This window comes from Leifsonia shinshuensis, from assembly GCF_013410375.1.
Classification (GTDB): domain Bacteria; phylum Actinomycetota; class Actinomycetes; order Actinomycetales; family Microbacteriaceae; genus Leifsonia; species Leifsonia shinshuensis.
Genome location: NZ_JACCFL010000001.1, coordinates 3,206,983 through 3,225,357 on the forward strand (window position 1 = coordinate 3,206,983; position 18,375 = coordinate 3,225,357).

Annotated in this window: 18 protein-coding genes; 10 read left to right on the forward strand and 8 right to left on the reverse strand. The window is 73.7% G+C overall.

Features of this window, described 5'->3' with window-relative positions; genetic code table 11:
- The first annotated feature begins 130 nt into the window (after positions 1–130).
- Genes HNR13_RS15595 through HNR13_RS15610 form a run of 4 tightly spaced genes read left to right on the forward strand, consistent with a single transcriptional unit; the run spans position 131 to position 3,542 of the window.
- Complete coding sequence (locus HNR13_RS15595; protein WP_179607227.1) at positions 131–886, forward strand: hypothetical protein; 756 nt, start codon at positions 131–133, stop codon at positions 884–886.
- Complete coding sequence (locus HNR13_RS15600) at positions 873–1,226, forward strand: hypothetical protein (RefSeq protein WP_179607228.1); 354 nt, start codon at positions 873–875, stop codon at positions 1,224–1,226. The genes HNR13_RS15595 and HNR13_RS15600 overlap by 14 nt, the downstream gene beginning before the upstream one ends.
- A gap of 10 nt (positions 1,227–1,236) precedes the next feature.
- Positions 1,237–2,325 carry a hypothetical protein gene (locus HNR13_RS15605; RefSeq protein WP_246312785.1) on the forward strand — a complete coding sequence of 363 codons (1,089 nt, stop codon included), beginning with the start codon at positions 1,237–1,239 and terminating at the stop codon, positions 2,323–2,325.
- On the forward strand, positions 2,322–3,542 hold the full coding sequence (locus tag HNR13_RS15610) for an OmpA family protein (RefSeq protein WP_179607230.1): 1,221 nt from the start codon (positions 2,322–2,324) through the stop codon (positions 3,540–3,542). Before HNR13_RS15605 ends, HNR13_RS15610 begins: the two co-directional genes overlap by 4 nt.
- A gap of 92 nt (positions 3,543–3,634) precedes the next feature.
- Here HNR13_RS15610 and HNR13_RS15615 read toward each other — a convergent pair whose 3' ends face one another.
- Genes HNR13_RS15615 through HNR13_RS15625 form a run of 3 tightly spaced genes read right to left on the reverse strand, consistent with a single transcriptional unit; the run spans position 3,635 to position 6,659 of the window.
- Complete coding sequence (locus HNR13_RS15615; protein ID WP_179607233.1) at positions 3,635–4,579, reverse strand: DUF5666 domain-containing protein; 945 nt, start codon at positions 4,577–4,579, stop codon at positions 3,635–3,637.
- Between the two features lie 35 nt (positions 4,580–4,614).
- Positions 4,615–5,967, reverse strand: a complete 1,353-nt coding sequence (locus HNR13_RS15620) for an ATP-binding protein (protein ID WP_179607234.1) — start codon at positions 5,965–5,967, stop codon at positions 4,615–4,617.
- Positions 5,968–5,972: 5 nt separating this feature from the next.
- The gene (locus tag HNR13_RS15625) at positions 5,973–6,659 is read right to left on the reverse strand and encodes a response regulator transcription factor (protein ID WP_343063581.1); all 687 of its coding nucleotides are present in this window, start codon (positions 6,657–6,659) and stop codon (positions 5,973–5,975) included.
- Positions 6,660–6,769: 110 nt separating this feature from the next.
- On the opposite strand from HNR13_RS15625, the gene HNR13_RS15630 reads away from it, so the two are divergent.
- A complete protein-coding gene (locus HNR13_RS15630; RefSeq protein ID WP_179607236.1) occupies positions 6,770–7,720 on the forward strand; it encodes a DUF1996 domain-containing protein in 951 nt (316 codons plus the stop codon).
- Between the two features lie 83 nt (positions 7,721–7,803).
- Positions 7,804–10,422: a DUF4062 domain-containing protein gene (locus tag HNR13_RS15635; protein ID WP_179607238.1), complete on the forward strand. Its 2,619-nt coding sequence runs from the start codon at positions 7,804–7,806 to the stop codon at positions 10,420–10,422.
- Positions 10,423–10,458: 36 nt separating this feature from the next.
- On the opposite strand, the gene HNR13_RS15640 is transcribed toward HNR13_RS15635, so the two are convergent.
- The 5 genes from HNR13_RS15640 to HNR13_RS15660 all read right to left on the reverse strand — a co-directional run bounded on the left by HNR13_RS15640 (position 10,459) and on the right by HNR13_RS15660 (position 15,064).
- Positions 10,459–12,330: an alkyl/aryl-sulfatase gene (locus HNR13_RS15640; RefSeq protein ID WP_179607240.1), complete on the reverse strand. Its 1,872-nt coding sequence runs from the start codon at positions 12,328–12,330 to the stop codon at positions 10,459–10,461.
- A gap of 105 nt (positions 12,331–12,435) precedes the next feature.
- Positions 12,436–13,047 (reverse strand): GNAT family N-acetyltransferase, encoded by a 612-nt coding sequence (locus HNR13_RS15645; RefSeq protein WP_179607241.1) that lies wholly within the window; start codon positions 13,045–13,047, stop codon positions 12,436–12,438.
- A 33-nt stretch (positions 13,048–13,080) separates the two neighbouring features.
- Positions 13,081–14,151 (reverse strand): hypothetical protein, encoded by a 1,071-nt coding sequence (locus HNR13_RS15650; RefSeq protein ID WP_179607243.1) that lies wholly within the window; start codon positions 14,149–14,151, stop codon positions 13,081–13,083.
- 67 nt (positions 14,152–14,218) lie between these two features.
- Positions 14,219–14,815: a YdeI/OmpD-associated family protein gene (locus HNR13_RS15655; protein ID WP_179607245.1), complete on the reverse strand. Its 597-nt coding sequence runs from the start codon at positions 14,813–14,815 to the stop codon at positions 14,219–14,221.
- 48 nt (positions 14,816–14,863) lie between these two features.
- Complete coding sequence (locus HNR13_RS15660) at positions 14,864–15,064, reverse strand: hypothetical protein (protein ID WP_179607247.1); 201 nt, start codon at positions 15,062–15,064, stop codon at positions 14,864–14,866.
- A gap of 153 nt (positions 15,065–15,217) precedes the next feature.
- Between HNR13_RS15660 and HNR13_RS15665 the strand changes: the two genes are divergently transcribed.
- From HNR13_RS15665 to HNR13_RS15680, 4 genes are all read left to right on the forward strand, one after another.
- Positions 15,218–16,150: an NAD-dependent epimerase/dehydratase family protein gene (locus HNR13_RS15665; RefSeq protein ID WP_179607249.1), complete on the forward strand. Its 933-nt coding sequence runs from the start codon at positions 15,218–15,220 to the stop codon at positions 16,148–16,150.
- Positions 16,147–17,115 (forward strand): RNA polymerase sigma-70 factor, encoded by a 969-nt coding sequence (locus HNR13_RS15670; protein WP_179607251.1) that lies wholly within the window; start codon positions 16,147–16,149, stop codon positions 17,113–17,115. Before HNR13_RS15665 ends, HNR13_RS15670 begins: the two co-directional genes overlap by 4 nt.
- A 67-nt stretch (positions 17,116–17,182) precedes the next feature.
- Positions 17,183–18,025 carry a helix-turn-helix domain-containing protein gene (locus tag HNR13_RS15675; protein WP_179607253.1) on the forward strand — a complete coding sequence of 281 codons (843 nt, stop codon included), beginning with the start codon at positions 17,183–17,185 and terminating at the stop codon, positions 18,023–18,025.
- A gap of 90 nt (positions 18,026–18,115) precedes the next feature.
- Entirely contained in the window at positions 18,116–18,331 is a 216-nt protein-coding gene (locus tag HNR13_RS15680) for a hypothetical protein (RefSeq protein ID WP_179607255.1), read from the forward strand.
- The last annotated feature ends 44 nt before the right edge of the window (positions 18,332–18,375 follow it).

Sequence of the window (18,375 nt, forward strand, 5' to 3'; positions counted from 1 at the left end):
GTCCCGGCATCCGGCCGCGTCCGGGCGCGGTCCCGCATCGCCGGAGCACAGGTCACGGTTCGGTCTCGTACGGCACTTCGTCACCTGATGCGTAGCCGGCGCTCAGCAACGCTTCGTACGCTCCCCCGCTATGGGGACCCCGTTGCTCGGCGCGCAGCCGCTCAGAGTCGGACCGCTCACCCGACGCCGGCTGGAGCGTCAGGCGCGCAGCGACGCCGAGGCGATGCGCGCGCAGAACGCCGCGACCGCCGCCGACCAGCACGGCGAGCCCGTCCCCGGCGGCGAACCGACACCGACGGTGGCCGCCCTCCAGGCGCGCGCCAACGCGTACGCCCACCGGGAGGAGCAGCGCTTCCTCGCCCGCTCCCGCCGCGACCTCGCCGAGCAGCGCGAGCTGGCGCAGGCGCTCTCCGCCGACCTGGACGCCTACGACGACCGGCTCGACGCCCTCCCGCCCGCGGACCGCGACGCCTCCCGCATCGCCGAGGGCGAGGGCGTCGCGTACCAGGAGCTGCGCAGGCTGCGCCGCCGCATCGCCGTCCGGAACGCCAGGGCGGAGCAGCTGAGCGCCCGCATCCACGCCCGCTTCACCGCCGCGCGGCTGCGGGCCACCCGGCACTTCGACCGGGCGGACGAGAAGATCGCCGTCTACTGGGGCGCCTACCTGCGGGCGCTGTCGCCGCGGCCGGTCCCGGTGCGGGCTCCGGCGCTGCGGAGGGCGGACTCGCTGGCCGGCCGGGAGACGTCGGTCGACCGCTGGCATCCCGCCGGGTCGGCGCAGCCGTACGGCGGCGACGCAGCATTGTCTTCCGCACCACAGGCCACCGCACCACAGGCCACCGCACCACAGGCCACCGAATCGAGGAGCACCGATGCGCAATCGTGACCGGATCACCGAATACCGTGTGCCGTCGACCGCCGGGCTGCGCTGGCGGCTGCTCTGGCGGCTGCGCCGGATGCGGCACGCCGTCGACGTGGAGACGCTCGAGGTGTTCGAGCACGAGCTGGCCGCGTTCGAGCGGGCGGGCGTCGCCGACCTGGAGCGCCAGCGCACCCGCAACGTCGCCGAGTGCTCGGCCCGGCTGGCCGAGGCGCAGTCCCGGCTGGAGCTGGTCCGGCACTCGCTGGAGCGGACAGAGGCGGACATCCGCCGCGCCGAGGACGACGCCGCCCGCCTGGACGCCAAGCTCGCCGGCGGCGACCCCGAGTTCCACAATTACGCCTAGGAGGACCCGCATGCCGAGAGACATCGTCACCAAGCCGCCGCGCGTCCGTCCGAGCGTCGGCCACCTGTCGCCCGCGGCGCACGTCCTGGTCTACGTGCTGCTGCTGGCCATGCTCGCCGTCGACTACATCCTGCTCGCCCAGGCGCTCACCCTGCTGCTGCGCAACGACAGCCAGTACGGCTCGATCGGCCTGCAGATGTACGTCATCACGCTGGGGATCTCGCTCGCCGTCGTGTCGCTGCCGCACGTGGCGGCGATCCTGCTGCGCCGGGTGCAGGCACGGGTGATGTCCCGCGGCTGGATCGCCGTCTCGGTCGCGCTGCTGCTGGTCTGGGGCGCGCTGCTGGGTGCGATCACGGTCGCGCGGATCAAGGCCGGCATGGACGCGGCCAGCGCGGGAGGCCTCACCGGCCTGGTCGGCGGCGGGACCACCACGACGACCCCGGCGTTCTCCTGGACCGCCCCCGACACGATCATGGCGTTCCTCATGCTGGGCGTCCTGGCGACGTCGGGGACGATCAGCTTCGTGGTGGCGTGGCTCACGACGCGGCCGCTGCTGACCGCGCGGGAGAAGGCGCACGCCCACGTGGCGAAGCTGCGCACGCATCGCGACCGGCTGCTCGCCGAGGCCGTGAAGGCGGAGGAGGCCGCCCGCCACGCCGCACAGCTCGACGCGCACGACGCGGTGCGCTACACCGGCGCCCGCGTGACCTTCCACTCCCGTGTCGACGTCATCCGCGCCCGCCTCGCCACGCGCCTGGCCCAGCGGGAGCGCGACCCGGAGAGCACCAGCCAGCTCATCCGCGAGCTCCGCGCCCGGAGGATCGTGGAGGCGGCGGAGCCCGCACCGGCGGCACCGATGTCGGCCGGTGCGCCGATGTCGCCGGGCATGCCCATGGCATCCGTCGGACCCGCGTCACCTGCCGAGTCGATCGAGTCCGGCGCGCCGACCTCGTTCGACGCACCGATGTCCGCCGAAGCCCAGCTCGTCGACGGCACCGGAGCAGGCGCGGTCCCGGACGCACCGGCGTACCGCGGCCCGCTGCCGTCGCAGGAGCCCGCGCCGACCTGGCCGCCGGCGACGGAGTACGACCGATGAGGGCCGCTCGTGGCGTGAGCGTCCGGCGTCCCCGTGCCCGGTCGCTCCGCACCGCGGTCGCGGTTGCTGCCGTGCTCGCCGCCGGGGCCGGCCTCGCCGCCTGCACCTCGGCGACGGCCGCCGGCCAGGCCTGCGACCAGTCGAACAAGCGGAACCTCGGCGTCGTGGCCGGCAGCACGGCGAACGCCCCGGCGATCACCGTGCCCGCCAGCGCGACCGCCCAGCTGAAGGCGGTCGGGGCCACCAACGGCAGCGTGACGGTCGTCGTCCCGTCGGGGACGCCGCAGACGATGGGCACGACGTCGCTCGGCTCGACCGCGCAGGACGCGATCGTCTGCCAGAACGACCAGCGCACCAAGCTCACCCAGATCGGCGCCTACCTGGCCGGGCTCAAGGCCGCGACCCCGGAGGTGGACTTCCTCGGGGCGATCGGCCAGGCCGCCCGCGACCTGGGCGACCACCCGATGGGCGTCCTGGTCATCGGCAGCGGCCTGCAGACCGCCGACCCGCTGAACTTCGCCGGCAGCGGCCTGCTCTACGCCGATCCGGCCCAGGTGGTCTCCGACCTGCGCTCGCGGAACCTGCTCCCGACGGACCTCAAGGGCGTCACGGTCTACTGGTCCGGCCTCGGGGACACCGCGGGCGCCCAGCAGCCGCTGACCGTACCGGCGCGCAGCAACCTGGCCGCCATCTGGACCGCGGTCGTGAAGGCCGCCGGAGGAACGCTCTCGCTGCTCCCCGAGCCGGCCTCGGGCCCGGCCGCGGCGGGGCTGCCGGCCGTCACTCCCGTGCCGGTGGAGGCCGTGGCGACCAAGACGGACTGGTCGCACCCGGTCGTCATCCGCAACAGCGACCTCCACTTCGTCAAGGACACCGCGACGTTCTCGGACCCCTCCGCCGCCCAGCAGCTCCTGTCCACGCTGGCGCCGTCGATCGAGCAGAGCAGCGGCGTCATCACGATCACCGGCACGGCGTCCAAGGACCAGGCCACGAACAACACCGCCGACACAGCGCTGTCGTTGCGGCGCGCGAACGCGGTGAAGGCGGCACTCGTGGCCCTCGGCGTCCCGGAGGCGAAGCTGGCGACGGCCGGCGTGGGCTTCCAGTGGTGCGGCTGGCAGAGCGAGACGGACGCCTCCGGCTCCTACTCCGACGCCCTCGCCGAGCAGAACCGCTCGGTGATCCTGACCTCCGCGGGCGTCTCGCTCTGCGGGTGAGCGCTCCGGCGGGGAGGCGTGGGCGCCCGACGTCGGGAGCCTGAGCCGCCGACGAGCGGCGGATCAGGGGCCCGCGTTACCGACAGAACGGTTCACGCGTTCGGGCCGGCTGTCGCCGTCGAGGTGGAGCCGCCGCCGCGCTTCCCCGCCGCGAGGTGAACGATGCGGGTGGCGGTGACCGTGTCGCCGCTGCGGGTCCCGATCACGCCGATGCGGTCGCCGACGGCGAACGAGGAGGCGGTTGCCGGCTGCTTCGCGGTGCCGAAGGCGGTCGAGGAGCCGACGGTCACGGTGACGGTCGCGCCGGCCGCGGACCGGATCGTCCAGGTGCCGCCGGAGATGGCCGTGACGGTGCCGACCGCCGCGCGGGTGTGCTTCTGCTTTGCCGCGCCCGTGCCCTTCTTGGCGTGGGCGGCCGTGCTCATCGCTGCGGGGGCCGCGGCGTCCGAGCCGCTGACCGCCGCCGACACGCCCCACGCCGTCCCGCCGGCGACCGCGATGATCGCGAGCGCCGCGGCCGCCAGGGAGAGCCCGAGCGCATGCCGGCGCACGAACGATCCGCGGGGTTGGCCGGCCGACTTCATCGCGTCCGTGACCGCCCTCCCCGGCCCGGTCGCGGTCGGCGCTGCGGTCTCCGCTGCGGGGGCAGCGTTCCCGGCGGGGGCCGCTGCCGTGGGCGTGCCCCGCGCGGCGCCCGCTCCGCCGGCTGCGACCGCCGGAAGCGGCTCGGTCACGTCGCCCTGCGCCTCCGGGAGCGGCTCCGTCACGTCGCCCTGCGCCTCCGGCCGCACCATCCACCACGGCAGCGGCTCGGTCGGGTGGTCGTCGCCGACGCTCTGCGCGTCCCCCTGTCCACCGTCCCCCGGTCCTCCGGAGTACCCCTCGCCCCCGGAGTGCTCGGCGCCCCGTGCGCCCGCTGCCTCCGTGGCTCCGTCCGCCCCCACGGCGTCGTCCCTCCGTCCGGCGTCCCCCGCGTCGCCCGCGGAGCCGTTGTCGGCGTTCGTATCGGCACCCGTGTCGGCGTCGTTCGTGTTCATGCCTCCACCGTGTCAGGCGGAGATCAGGGCGATGCTCACGAATTGTCAGAGGACGGTAAAGTCACCCGGAACTCGGCGCCGCCGCCCTCCACGGGATTCGCCTGGATTCCGCCGCCGAGACGGCCGACCAGGGTCTGGGCGATCGAGAGGCCGAGGCCGGTGCCGACCGGCCTCGCGCCGCGGTAGCGGGCGTGCAGTGCGCCGCGGTCGAACGCCACGGAGGCGTCCTCGGGGGTCAGTCCCGGCCCGCGGTCCCGCACGGCGAGGTCCACGACGCCGGGACGCGGGCGGCCTCCGGTGATGACGATCTCCGAGCCGGCCGGGGCGACGCGCAGCGCGTTCTCGACCAGCCCGTCGAGGACCTGCCGGAGCCGCATCTCGTCGGTGAGCACCGGGATCGGCTGGTCCGGCAGCTCGGAGCGCAGTCCGACGTCCGCACCTCCCGCCGCACCCGACCACGCCCGCACCACGCCCGTCACGGTGTCCCGGGCGTCGAAGTGCTGCGGCACGATGGTGAACTCGTCGGCCTCCAGCCGGGCGAGCTCGAGGAGGTCGTCGAGGAACCTCCGCAGCCGCTCCGCCTCCGCGGACAGCGTCCGCCCGGCCTCCGCGACGTCGCCGGGCGGGATCACGCCGTCGGCGAGCGCCTCGGCGTACCCGCGGATGGCCGTCAGCGGGGTGCGGATCTCGTGCGAGACCGACAGCAGGAACTCGCGCTGCCGGTCCTCACTGGTCGCCAGCGCGGTGTCGAGCGTGCGCAGCGCCTGGGCGATGTCCTCGATCTCCGCGACCGGCTGCGTCTCGATCGGGACCCGGCGCCACCCGCCGGCCAGGCTTCTCGCGCTCTCCGCCAGCCGGCGCAGCGGCCGGCCGAGCAGGCGCGCGAGCAGGACGCCTGCGGCGGTGGCGACCGCGAGGCCGACGGCGAGCGCGAGGGCGATGCCGCGCAGCAGTTGCGCGTCGCCCGCCGCGATGTCGGCGACCTTGCGGACCCCGACGATCCCGCCGCCGTTCGCGCCGGGGATGCCGACGAGCACCGCGTCCTTGCCGTTCAGCGTCGTGTTCGCCGACACCGTCTTGCCGGCGTGGAGCTTCCGTACCACCTCCGGGCTCACGGAGCCGCGCGCGGCCCCGGTGACCGTGCCGTCCGGCGAGACGACGGCGAAGCGGTCGCCGACCACGCCGACCCGGCCCTCCGCCGCGCGCCCGGAGGCCACCAGCGCCGCCGCCTGGGCGCGGAGCTGCTGGCGCGCCTGGTCCTGCTCGACCGTCTGCACCACCTGGACGGCCACGAGCGCGGTGACGAGCACGGCGATCAGGGCCACCGCGAACGTCACCAGCACGAACCGTGCGCTGAGCGAGCCGAGCAGCCGCCTGCGCGCCGCCACCCCGGTCAACCCTCGTCCGCGACGCTGTAGCCGACCCCGCGGACGGTGCGCACGATCCCGGCCGCGTCGCCGAGCTTGACGCGCAGCTGCGCGATGTGGACGTCGACCGTCCTGCTGCTGCTGTAGTCGGCCACGCCCCACACCGACGAGAGCAGCTGCTCGCGCGTGAAGACCCGGCCGGGCTGGCTCATCAGGCGGTCGAGGAGGTCGAACTCGGTCGCCGTCAGCTCCACCCGGCCCGCGTCGGTGTCCACGCGCCGACGTGCCCCGTCGATCCGCACCCCGCCCACGGTGCGCGTCGGGGCGGCGACCGGCCCGGCCGCGCGACGCACCATCCCCTTGACCCGCGCGACGAGCTCGCGCGGTGAGAACGGCTTGGTGAGGTAGTCGTCGGCGCCCAGCTCCAGGCCCAGCACGCGGTCGACCTCGTCGTCGCGGGCGGTCACGAAGATCACGGGCGTCCAGTCGTCACGGGCGCGGAGGGCGCGGCAGACCTCGATGCCGTCCAGGCCCGGGATCCCGACGTCGAGCACGATCGCGGCGGGCCGCAGCCGCTCCACCGCGGCCAGCGCCTCCCGCCCGTCGCCCTCGACGTGGACGCCGAAGCCGGCGCCGGACAGGTAGAGCCGCTCCAGCTCGACGATGGCGGCCTCGTCCTCCACGACGAGCACCAGCCCTCTCTCCTCACTCACCAGACCATCTTCGCCGGTCCACAGCCCGCGCCACCCGATTTCACCGCGGCCTTACCGTTTCCTTACATTCCCCTCTCATCGGCCGAACACGCCGCGCGTTGACTCGCACCATGTCCCGCCTCTCCCGCCTCCGCAGCCCGGCCGCCCTGCTGATCGCCTTCGGCGCGGCCCTCGTCCTGGCCGCCGGCGCCGCGGCCGCGACGGCGGCGACGGTCGCCTCGTCCGCCCCGCCGCGCGTGATCACCACGGGGTTCCCAGCGGGAGGCGCGAACCCCGGCATCTTCACCGACACCTGCACGCGCTCGCTCACGGCGCCGAACGATCCGATCATGATGCCGGGCATGACCGGCATGTCGATGCAGCACGACTTCTTCGGCAACCCCGCGGTCGACGCCTCCTCCACGGCGGCGATGCTGCGGGCCGGCTCGACGACCTGCACGACCTCCGCCGACGCATCGGCGTACTGGACTCCGGTCGTCTATCAGGACGGCCGGGCCCTCGTGCCGCAGCGCACGCTGCTGTACTGGCGCACGCCCCCGGCCGTCGCGGCGTCCACCCGCACCATGCCGGAGGGCATCAGCCTGATCGCCGGCAACGAGATTGCGACGGCACCGCAGAGCACCTCGATCGTGGACTGGACCTGCACGACGACGGCCACGGACCCCCGGCCGGGGAAGGCGGCCCTGCCGCACGACTGCCCGGCCGGCTCGCAGCTCCGCCTGGTCATCGCCTTCCCAGACTGCTGGGACGGCCGCACCATGGACGGCCGCGACCGCTCCGGCGCGGTCTACGCGACCGCCGCGGGATGCCCGGCCTCCCATCCCGTGCACATCCCGCAGCTCGTCGTCCACGTGACGTATCCGACCGCCAGCGGCGCCGGGATCACGCTCTCCACAGGACCGCAGACGCAGGGGCCGCCGGTCACCGGCCACGCCGACTTCGTCAGCGGCTGGCAGCAGAGCCGGATGGACGCGGACGTCGCCGCCTGCGACACGGCCCAGGTGCGCTGCGGACCGGTGAAGGGAGCAGACGCGACGCCGCAGGGCGGAAAAGCACCGTAAACCGCACCTCCCGGCGGGAACGGGAACGAAATCCGCGTCCCTCCCCTGTACATTTCCATACGAACGCAACACAATGACACTACATGAGCCAACCTCATGTAATCCGGACACCCGATCAACGATTACGCATCTTCGTCTCCTCCACCCTGCAGGAGCTCGCCGCCGAACGTCGCGCCGCCCGGACCGCCATCGAACGCCTCCACCTCGCCCCGGTGATGTTCGAGCTCGGCGCCCGGCCGCACCCGCCGCGCGAGCTGTACCGCGCCTACCTCCAGCAGTCCGACGTCTTCCTCGGGCTGTACTGGGAGCGCTACGGCTGGCTGGCGCCGGACGAAGAGGTCTCCGGCCTGGAGGACGAGTACAACCTCTGCCCGGACGACGTCCCCCGGCTGCTCTACGTCAAGGCGTCCGACCACCGCGACGAGCGGCTCACCGGCCTGCTGAACCGCATCAGGGACGACGACCGCGCCGCCTACAAGTACTTCGAGACCGCCGCCGAGCTCGCGAAGCTGGTGGAGGCCGACCTGGCCGTCCTCCTCGCCGAGCGGTTCGACCAGAGCAGGCCGGCGCCGCCTCACGAGCACGCACCGGCCGGCCCCGCGCCAGGGCGGTCGGGCCCGGACCCCGCCGTCGCCGACCCGGTCCGGCTGCCCGTTCCCCTCACCGGGCTGGTCGGGCGGGAAGCCGACATCGCCGAGCTGCAGGGGATGCTCGCGAGCGGCACCCGGTTCGTGACGCTCGTCGGCCCGGGCGGGATCGGCAAGAGCCGGCTGGCGATCGCCGCGGCGCGCGCGGCGGCGCCGGACTTCGAGGACGGCTCGGTCTTCGTGGACCTGTCCGCCGTCCACGATCCGGAACGCGTGCCCAGCCGGATCGCCCAGGCCCTCGGCGTCCGCGACACCGGGGACGCCCCCATCATGGAGAACCTGGCGACCGCCCTCCGCGAGCGCGACATCCTGCTGGTGCTCGACAACTTCGAGCAGGTGCTGGACGCCGCACCCTTCCTCACCGCGCTGCTGGCCGCCGCGCCCGAGCTCGCCATCCTGGTGACCAGCCGGGTGCTGCTGCGCATCGGCGGCGAGCAGAGCTACGACGTCGGCCCGCTCGCCGACGAGCAGGCCGTGGACCTGTTCGTGGAGCGCGCGCACGCCGTCAAGCCGGACTTCGAGATCACGCAGGACAACGAGGCGGCGGTCCGGCGGGTCTGCGCGGCCCTCGACGGGGCGCCGCTCGCGATCGAGCTCGCCGCCGCCCGCGTGCGCGTGCTCTCCCCCGCCGAGCTCCTCGAGCGGCTCGACCGGCGGCTGTCGGTGCTGGTCGGCGGCGCCCGCGACCTCCCCGCGCGCCAGCAGACCATCCGCCGCACCATCGAGTGGAGCACGCAGCTCCTGGACGACGCCCAGCGGCGCCTGCTCGCCCGGCTGGGCGTCTTCGAGGGCGGCTTCACCCTGGAGGCGGCCGAATTCGTCGGGGCGCGAGCACCCGGTGAGAGCGCCGACCCGGCCGACGGCGACGTCCTGGAGAACCTCGCCGCCCTCGTGGACAGCAGCCTGGTCGGGCAGCACGACAGCGACGACCGTCCCCGGTTCTCCATGCAGGCGATCGTGCGCGAGTACGCCCGCGAGCAGCTCGCGCTCAGCGGCGAGCAGCCTGCAGTGCGCGACGCGCACGCCCGCTACTTCCTCGCGCTCGGCGACGACGCCGAGGACGACCTCCGGGGACCTGGCCAGCGGCGGTGGATGCAGCGGCTCGGCGACGAGCGCGACAACCTCCGCGCGGCCGAGCGGTTCCTGCTCGACGGCCACGACTGGGATCGCGCCGCCCGCCTCGCCTTCAGCCTCTACCTATACTGGTGGGTCACCGGCCTCCTCGGCGAGGTGCGCACCTGGATGGAGGAGGCGCTGGCCTCCGGCGACGAGCTCGACCCGCACACCCGCGCCATCGCGCTCTACTTCAGCCGCACCATCATGTTCTGGAAGGACCCGGACGGCAGCGTCGCCGCCGACCTCACCGAGAGCATCGAGCTGTTCCGCCGCACCGGCGACGCCAACGGCGAGGGGATCGCCTCCATCTCGCTGGCCCTCGCGCTGCTCGCCGGCGACGCGCCGGACACCGCGCGCGCCCGGCAGGTGATGGAGGCCGCGCTCGCGCTCTACCGCTCGACCGGCAGCGTCTGGGGCGAGTCGATGGCGCTCGTGCTCCTGGGCCGGGTCGCGCTGCGCGAGGGCGACCCGGGGGAGGCGCAGCGCCACTTCGCCGACAGCCTCTCGCTCACCAACCGGTCGGGCGACCGCGTCGGCCAGCGCATCGCGTCATACCATCTCGGCTGGACCGAGCTCATGCTCGGCGACGTCGCGGCCGCGCGCGCGGACTTCGCGCTGAGCGTCACGATCTCGGCGGCCGTCGGGCACCCGGAGGGGATCGCGTACGGGCTGGAGGGGATGGTGGCCGTCGCAGCGCTCTCCCACGACGAGCAGCGCGCCGGCGAGCTGGCCGGAGCCGCGCAGGCGCTGCGCGAGCGCAGCGGCCTCCACAACGGGCCGACGTTCACCTTCCACCAGCGCTACCTGGACGAGCTGCTCTCCGGTCCGCACGCCGCCCAGGTCACGGCGGCCATCGCGGTCGGGCGCGAACTGACCGTCGAGCAGGCCGTCGCCGACGCGCTGGCCGAAGGAAGGAGCGAGCCGGACAGCACGAGCTGACCCGCGCCGCACTCCCCCGGCGCCGCACTCCCCGGGTCAGGGCACCACGATGTCGAAGTCGGGGTCGTCCTGGTCCAGCACGCCGACGAGCGACCGCAGCACGCCGAGGTCCCCGTCCACCGTGAGCCCGTCCGACTCCGTGTCGCCGCCGACGAGCGTCAGCAGCCGCGGCTTGCTGAGCGTGAGGTGCAGCGGCGCGTCGCCGGACGGCTCCCGCTCGACGTAGATGAGGACGCCGTTGCGCAGGGTCAGGTGGAAGCTGCGCCCCAGATCCGTCAGCGTGATGTCGAACGCCAGGTCGAGGTCCCACGCCTTCGGGCCGTTCACCCGGATGGCGACGGCGTCGAACAGCTGCTCGGGCGAGAGCTGGAGGAGGATCGCCGGCGCGTTCGCGGTCGTCGGGGTGCCGAAGTTCCCCTCACGCAGCTCCGTCGCCCCCGAGAGGAAGAAGTTGCGCCAGGTGCCGTTCTCCGACCCGTAGGCGAGCTGCTCCAGCGTGTCGGCGTACAGGGCCTTCGCCGCGTCGTTCCCCGGCTCGGCGAACACCGCGTGGTCCAGCAGCGTCGCCGCCCAGCGGAAGTCGCCGGCGTCGTACGCCTCCTGCGCGAGCTCCACGACCCGGTCCACGCCGCCGATCGCGGCCACGTAGCGTTCCGCGAGCGCCTGCGGCGGGTGCGGCCAGAGCCGGGCCGGGTTGCCGTCGAACCAGCCCATGTAGCGCTGGTAGATCGCCTTCACGTTGTGCGACACCGACCCGTAGTAGCCGTGCGTGCTCCACTCGGCCACCAGCGCGGGCGGCAGCTCGAAGACCTCGGCGATCTCGGCGCCGGTGAAGCCCTGGTTGATGTAGCGCAGGGTCTGGTCGTGCAGGTAGCCGTAGAGGTCGCGCTGCACGCCGAGGAAGTGCCGGATGCGCTCGGTTCCCCAGGTCGGCCAGTGGTGGGAGGCGAACAGCACGTCCGACGCGTCCGCGTAGCGTTCGATCGCCTCCGTCAGGTACTTCGACCAGACGTGCGGGTCGCGGACGACCCCGCCGCGCAGGGTCAGCAGGTTGTGCAGGTTGTGGGTGGCGTTCTCGGCCATGCACAGCGCGCGGTAGCGCGGGATGTGGAAGTGCATCTCCGACGGCGCCTCCGTCCCCGGCGCCAGCTGGAACTCGATCTCGACCCCGTCGAAGGTGTGCCGCTCGCCCGTCTCCCGCACGTCGAGGGTCGGCACGAGGATCCCGGTGTTTCCCGTGGAGGTGGTCTGGCCGAGCCCGGCGCCGACCTGGCCGGCCGGACCGCGGTCCAGGGCAGCACCGTACATGTAGCCGGCGCGCCGGGCCATCGCGGTGCCCGCGTAGACGTTCTCGGCGATCGCGTGCTCCAGGAAGCCGTGCGGCGCGACGATCTGCACGCGCCTGGCCTCCAGGTCCGCACTCTCGACCACCCCGAGCACGCCGCCGAAGTGGTCGATGTGGCTGTGGCTGAAGATCACGGCGACGACCGGGCGGTCGCCGCGGTGCTTCCGGTAGAGCGCGAGCGCGGCGGCGGCGGTCTCCCGCGAGATGAGCGGGTCGACCAGGATTACCCCGGTGTCGGACTCGATGAACGACATCACGGAGAGGTCGAGGCCGCGCACCTGGTAGATCCCCTCGACCACCTCGAACAGCCCGTGCCTGGCGACCAGCTTCGACTGCCGCCACAGGCTCGGGTTGACCGTCGCCGGCGCGTCGCCGTCGACGAAGTCGTAGCTGGAGGCGTCCCAGACCGGCTTCCCGTCATCGTCGCGGATCACCGGGTCATCGAGCGTGCCGAGGAACCCGCGCTCCGCGTCCTCGAAGTCGGCGGTGTCGGCGAAGGGCAGGGTGTCGAGCAGAGCGCGGTTGGCGTCGGCGATGGACGGGGTCGGGTCGTTCTGCTTCATGCGGGTCTCCTGCGGGTCGCGCCTTCGGGACCGTGCGGATCACGGTCGCGCCGTTACCGCCGAGCGTTCCTCAGTGACGACCGGGGCGTCAAGACCCGATAGCAGTCACGGCCGCACGGGATCCCGCCACATCGTGGTGACCTGGGCGCCGTCGATCACGGAGCGGAAACCGCCCACCGGCCGGAACCCCGCGCGCGCGTACCGGTGGTCGTTCGCCGGGTTGGTGGACTCCAGGTAGGCGGGCAGGCCCTCCGCGTCGAAGCGGGCGAGATCCTCCGCCAGCAGCCGCTGCCCGATCCCCCGCCCGCGGTGGTCCGGATGCGTCGCGAGCAGGGTGAGGTACATGTGCGCGGGCTCGTGGGGATGCGCGTCCTCGAAGAGCGTCCACAGCTGCTGGTAGGCGGCGTAGCGCTCGGGCGTGAGCGTCGCGGCCATCAGCGCGTCGACGCCGCTCTCCTGCTCGGCGGTGAGCTCGTCCACGCCCGGCGGCACCCACACCGCGACGGTCGCGACCTCCCCGGCGGGCCCGCCCAGGATCGAGACGGTCCCGTGCCCGACGGCGCCCTCGACGAAGTACCGCCAGAACGGCAGGAGGTGGTCGGTGCCGCCGTCGGCTGCGACGAGCGCGGGACCCCAGACCGGGTCGTTGCGGAACGCCAGCGCGATCGTGGTGGTGATCGCGTCCACGTCGTCGGGGCGGGCGGTGCGTGCGTCCATAGGGGAACTGTAGCGGGGGCGGGCGCCGGAGGGTCAGGCGACCGTCGTGTACCGGCGGAAGGCGTCGAGGACGGCGTTGGCATCGCCGGCGCCCGCGAACGTGATCCCGTGCGCGCCGTAGACGGGGAGCGGCGCGTCCAGACGCGAGCCGTCGCCGAGGAAGATGTGGATCGTGCGCGCGCTGACTTCGGTCCTGTTCGCGGGCACGAGCAGCCTGCCCGGGTGGACGTGGTCGATCGCGCTCCACGGGAACGCGACCCGCGGTTCGTCGGCCGATCGGCGCCACAGCTCGACGCCGGCCGGACCGACGGACACCGCCATCGTCTGTGGGAGTGTGCCGTATCTGCCGGCCCACGCCTCCAGCGCATCTTCGAGCTCGGACGTGCGCCGGCTGAGGAAGACGAACGCGTCGGGACGAATGCGGGCCACGGCGTTCTTCCGCACGCGCGCGCGGAGCGCCAGGCCGCCGAAGTTGAGCGCCACGACGACGGCCACGAAGGCGAGGACCGGCAGCACGACCACGATCGGGAATCCGACGTCCCCGCCCTTCGACGCGGTCACGACGATCGGGATGCCGAACACCAGCAGCACGACGACGACGACACCCAGAACCACCAGGAGCAGACGGCTCTTCGCCGGGGCCGTCTCCTCGAAGCGCAGGTCTCCCGTGGACCCGCCGTTGAGGACCGCACCCGCGGACAGGCCGGGCGACCCCGCACCGTCGCGCGACCGCCGCTCCGGCTTGGTGAGCACGGCCGAGCCGGCGCGCCGGATGACGACCCCGGACACCGGGTCGACCTGGTCGTACTGGTGCAGGACGCCCGCACGGGTCGTGTAGCCGGCCGCGTTCTCGGCGGCATCCCGTCGCTGCACGAGCAGGAAGTTCGCGATCCCCCAGGCGAGCGGCAGCGCGACGACGATCACGAACAGAGGCAATCGGTCGGAGGCCGTCCCCGCCGCGATCCCGAACGCATACCAGACCACGCAGGCGCCGCTGACCACGTACACCCCGATCAGCAGCCGGGCCATGATGGCGTTCATTCGGTAGGCGGTCATCCCGGGAACCAGCTCGTACTGGGTCCGCGGCGGCGCGGCGTCGGTCACAGAGCGATCCTAGGGGCGCGGGGCCGCCCCTCGATGCTCCCCGGTTCGGGTGTCGCCGGTGCCTGCGCTACTGCGGGTGCGGGGTGTCGCCCGCCTCCAGCATCGTGACCAGCTTGGCGAGCCGGTTGCCGCGGCTGGTGGCGCTCGGCGCGGTGATGATGCGGTGGATGACCGAGTAGCGGTTGGCCGCGTTGAGCGTCGCGAAGGTCGCGGCCGCGGCGGCGGACACCTCCAGCGCGGCGGCGAGGTCCTCGGGGACCTCGGCGGTGCTCGACCCGGCGTACGCCCGCTCCCAGCGGCCGTCGGCCTTGGCGCGCTGGATCTCGGCGTGGCCACGCGGCCGCATCCGGCCCTCGGCGATCAGCGCCTCCACCAGCCCGATGTTGCGCTGCGACCACAGCGACGCGGGCCGCCGCGGCGTGAACCGCTCCACGAACGTGCCGGCGTCGCGGCTGCGCTTCTGCCCGTCGATCCACCCGCTGCACAGCGCCTCGTCCACCGCCTCCGCATAGCTGAGCGACGTGGGATCGGTCGTGCCCTTCTTCGCGAGCACGAGCCACACCCCGTCCGAGGCGTCCTCGTTGGCGTCGAGCCAGGCCCGCCACGCCGCGGCGTCGGCGACGATCAGCTCGGTCGCGGCGGAGGTCGCGTCCTGCGTCGTCATGCGGTCATCGTACGGGGTGCCGCCGACACCCGACACGCCACCCTCTCCTCACACGTGCAGCAGCACCAGCACGTGGTACACGACGTACGCCGGCCAGACGATCGCCTGGAGCAGCCCGAGCACGACGCCCCAGAAGCTGCCGTCGGAGACCGACACGAAGTAGACCGCCGCGCCGATGTAGGCGATGAAGAAGAAGAATCCCCACTGGGCGGACTGCACGACCACCCGGCCGCGGCCGTTGTCGCTCATCGCCGCCTCCCTCCGCTCGCCGCCAGCGTAGCCGCGGGAGGGCGCAGCGGCTACACGGTGAGCCGCCCGCCGATGTCACAACCGCGGCCGCCGTCCCGTCTGAGGGGGTGACAACGGTGCGAAAGCGATCGACGATCGAGGAAGGTGGCTGTGATGCGTGTTCTCGTGGCAGGTGGGAGCGGGGTGCTCGGGCGGCGGCTGGTGCCGCAGCTGGTGGAGCGCGGTCATACTGTGACCGCGACGACGACGAAGGCGGAGAAGGTCGCCATGATCGAGGCGATGGGCGCGGAGGGGGTCGTGATGGACGGGCTGGACGCCGCCTCGGTCGGCCGCGCAGTGGCGTCCGCGGAGCCGGAGGCGATCATCCACCAGATGACGGCGATCAACCCGGTGCACGCCGGAAAGCCCGACATCAAGCACCCCGATCGGTGGTTCGCGGGCACCAACCGGCTGCGGGTGGAGGGCACCGACCACCTGCTCGCCGCCGCCCAGGCGCAGGGCGTGACCCGCTTCCTCGCGCAGGGCTACGCGAGCTGGAACGGCCTCCGCGAGGGCGGCTGGGTGAAGACCGAGGAGGACCCGCTCGACCCGTTCACGGGCACCGCGACCGAGCCGGTGATGGCGGCGATGAAGCACGTGGAGGATGCGGTCACCGGCTACGGCGGCACGGTGCTGCGCTACGGGGCGCTCTACGGTCCCGGTGCAACCGACGACCAGGTGGAGATGGTGCGCAGGCGGCAGTATCCGCTCGTCGGCCGCGCCCAGGGCTACAGCTCCTGGATCCATCTGGACGACGCGGCGTCGGCGACGGTGCTGGCGCTGGAGCTGGGCGCGAGGGGCGTGTACGACATCGTGGACGACGACCCGGCCCCCGCGAACGAGTGGCTCCCCTACCTAGCCGAGGTCGCCGGGGCCAAGCCGCCGTTGCGGGTCCCGGTGTGGATCGCGCGGATCGCGGCGGGCGAGCAGGCGGTCATGATGATGACGGAGGGGCGCGGATTCTCCAACGCCAAGGCCAAGCGCGAGCTCGGCTGGCGGCTGCGGTACCCGTCCTGGCGGCAGGGCTTCGCGGAGGGGCTGTCGTGACCGGCGCCGACGAGACCTTCCAGGAGCTGCGCCCGCTGCTCTTCTCGATCGCGTACCGCATCCTCGGCAGCGTGACTGAGGCGGAGGACGCCGTGCAGGAGACCTGGCTGCGCTACGAGGCGGCCGGCGTTGAGCCGGTCTCGGTCAAGGCCTACCTGTCGACCGTCGTCACCCGGGTGTCCATCGACGTGCTCTCGTCCGCCCGGGTCCGCCGGGAGGCGTACGTCGGGCCGTGGTTCCCCGAGCCGCTGCTGTCCGACCCGTACGAGGACCCCGAGCGCTCCGCGGAGCTGGCCGACTCGCTGTCGATGGCCGCCCTCCTGCTGCTGGAACGCCTCACCCCGCTGGAGCGCGCCGTCTTCGTCCTGCGCGAGGTGTTCGCCTTCGACTTCCCGGAGATCGCCGCCGCGGTCGGGCGGTCGGAGGCGGCCTGCCGTCAGCTCGCCGTGCGCGCCCGGCGGCACATGGAGGCGGGGCGGCCGCGCTTCGACGCCGACCGCGCCGAGCGCGAGGACCTCGCCGCCCGCTTCTTCGACGCGTTCCGGGCCGGCGATGTCGCGGCGCTGCGGTCGCTGCTCCTCGCCGACGTCGACATGGTCGGCGACGGCGGAGGGAAGGCGCCGCAGTGGGCGCGGCGGATCGTCGGCGCCGACACCGTGGCGGAGGTGCTGGTCGCCATCGCGGGACCGTTCGCCGCGATCGGGGGGACGTTCGAACGGCACGAGGTCAACGGCCAGCCGGGCGCGGTGTTCCGCGACCGCGACGGCCGGGTGGTGAACACGCTGGTGCTCGAGATCGCCGGCGGCGGCGTCCAGACCATCCGCAGCGTCCTCAACCCGGACAAGCTCGCGCACGTCGGGCCGGTCGCCGACGCCTGGGCGGTGCTGCGGGACGCCAACCGCGCCCGCCTCGCCGCGGGAGGCGACCCGCTGCCGCCGCTGGCCAAGCGGGTCGTCCGCGACTGAGCCGGTGAGCGGCCCGCCGGGAATGTGGGCGGTTCCGCCCGCCCGCCGCCACCGATACCCTCGGCTCATGGCCTCCGTCCCGCTCACCGACGCGCAGGTGCGCGAGCTGCGCGAGAAGTACGCCGCGGGCGCCAGGCAGGTGCAGCTCGCCGCCGAGTACGGCGTGCGCCAGAACACCGTGTCGAGCCTGGTCACCGGCCGGTCGCGGCAGGACGCCGGCGGCCCGATCATCCCCGGCAAGGCGCGCAAGGTGACCAGCGCCGAGGTCGTCGCCATCCGGGAGGCGGTCGCGGCGGGGACGCCGCGCGCGGAGGTGTCGGCGCGCTACGGGATCTCGCACCAGATGGTGTCCAACATCGCGTCCGGCCGCGCCTTCGCCGACGTCGGCGGACCGCTCACCAGCACGGCGGCGACGCGCGCCCGGCCGCTGACCGTCGAGCAGGTGGCGCAGATCCGCGCGCGGCTCGCCGGCGGGGAGGACCGCCACGCGATCGCCGAGAGCTTCGGCGTCTCGCACTGGACGATCGCCTCGGTCGTGCGCGGTGCGACGACCGGGGTGGCGGAGGCGACCGGCGAGGACGACGAGGTCGTCCAGATGCGCCGCCTGCACAGCGCCGGAGTGTCGCAGACGGAGATCGCCCGCCGGTTCGGCACCAGCCAGCAGCGCGTCAGCCTCATCGTGCGCGGCAGCAGCCACGCCGGGCACGGCGGCCCGATCGCCGAAGCCCACCGGCGCCGGCTCGGCGACGACGAGGTCCGCGGCATCCGCGAGGCGTTCGCCGCCGGCACCTCGCTCACCGAGCTCTCCGAGCGCTACGACGTGGCGCCGGCCATCCTCCGGCTCGTGGTCACCGGGCGGACGTACGCCGACCGGCCCGGACCGATCTCGGCGCCCGACCACCACGCCTGACCGGCGCGACGCGGAGAGCGCGGCCACCGCCTGCTGTGCGGCGCGTGGGAAGCGGTTGAGGTTCCGGCGATCCGGTGGGACGGTCGGGGCATGGGCAAGAGGAAGAAGCTGGAGAAGAAGGCCAAGAAGGCGTACAAGCGCGCCGTGAAGGCGGTCGACGAGGCGCTGCGCAGGGCCGACAAGGTCGACGAGGCGGCGCGGGAGCGCGCCAGGAAGCAGGCCGAGCGCCTCGCCGACAGCAGGGTCGACCTGACTCCGCCGCTGCCGAAAGCGAAGCCGGAGGACCTCATGGCCGGACACGCGTAGCGCACGCCGCGCCGGCTACTCCACGGCACCGGCGACTGCGCCGC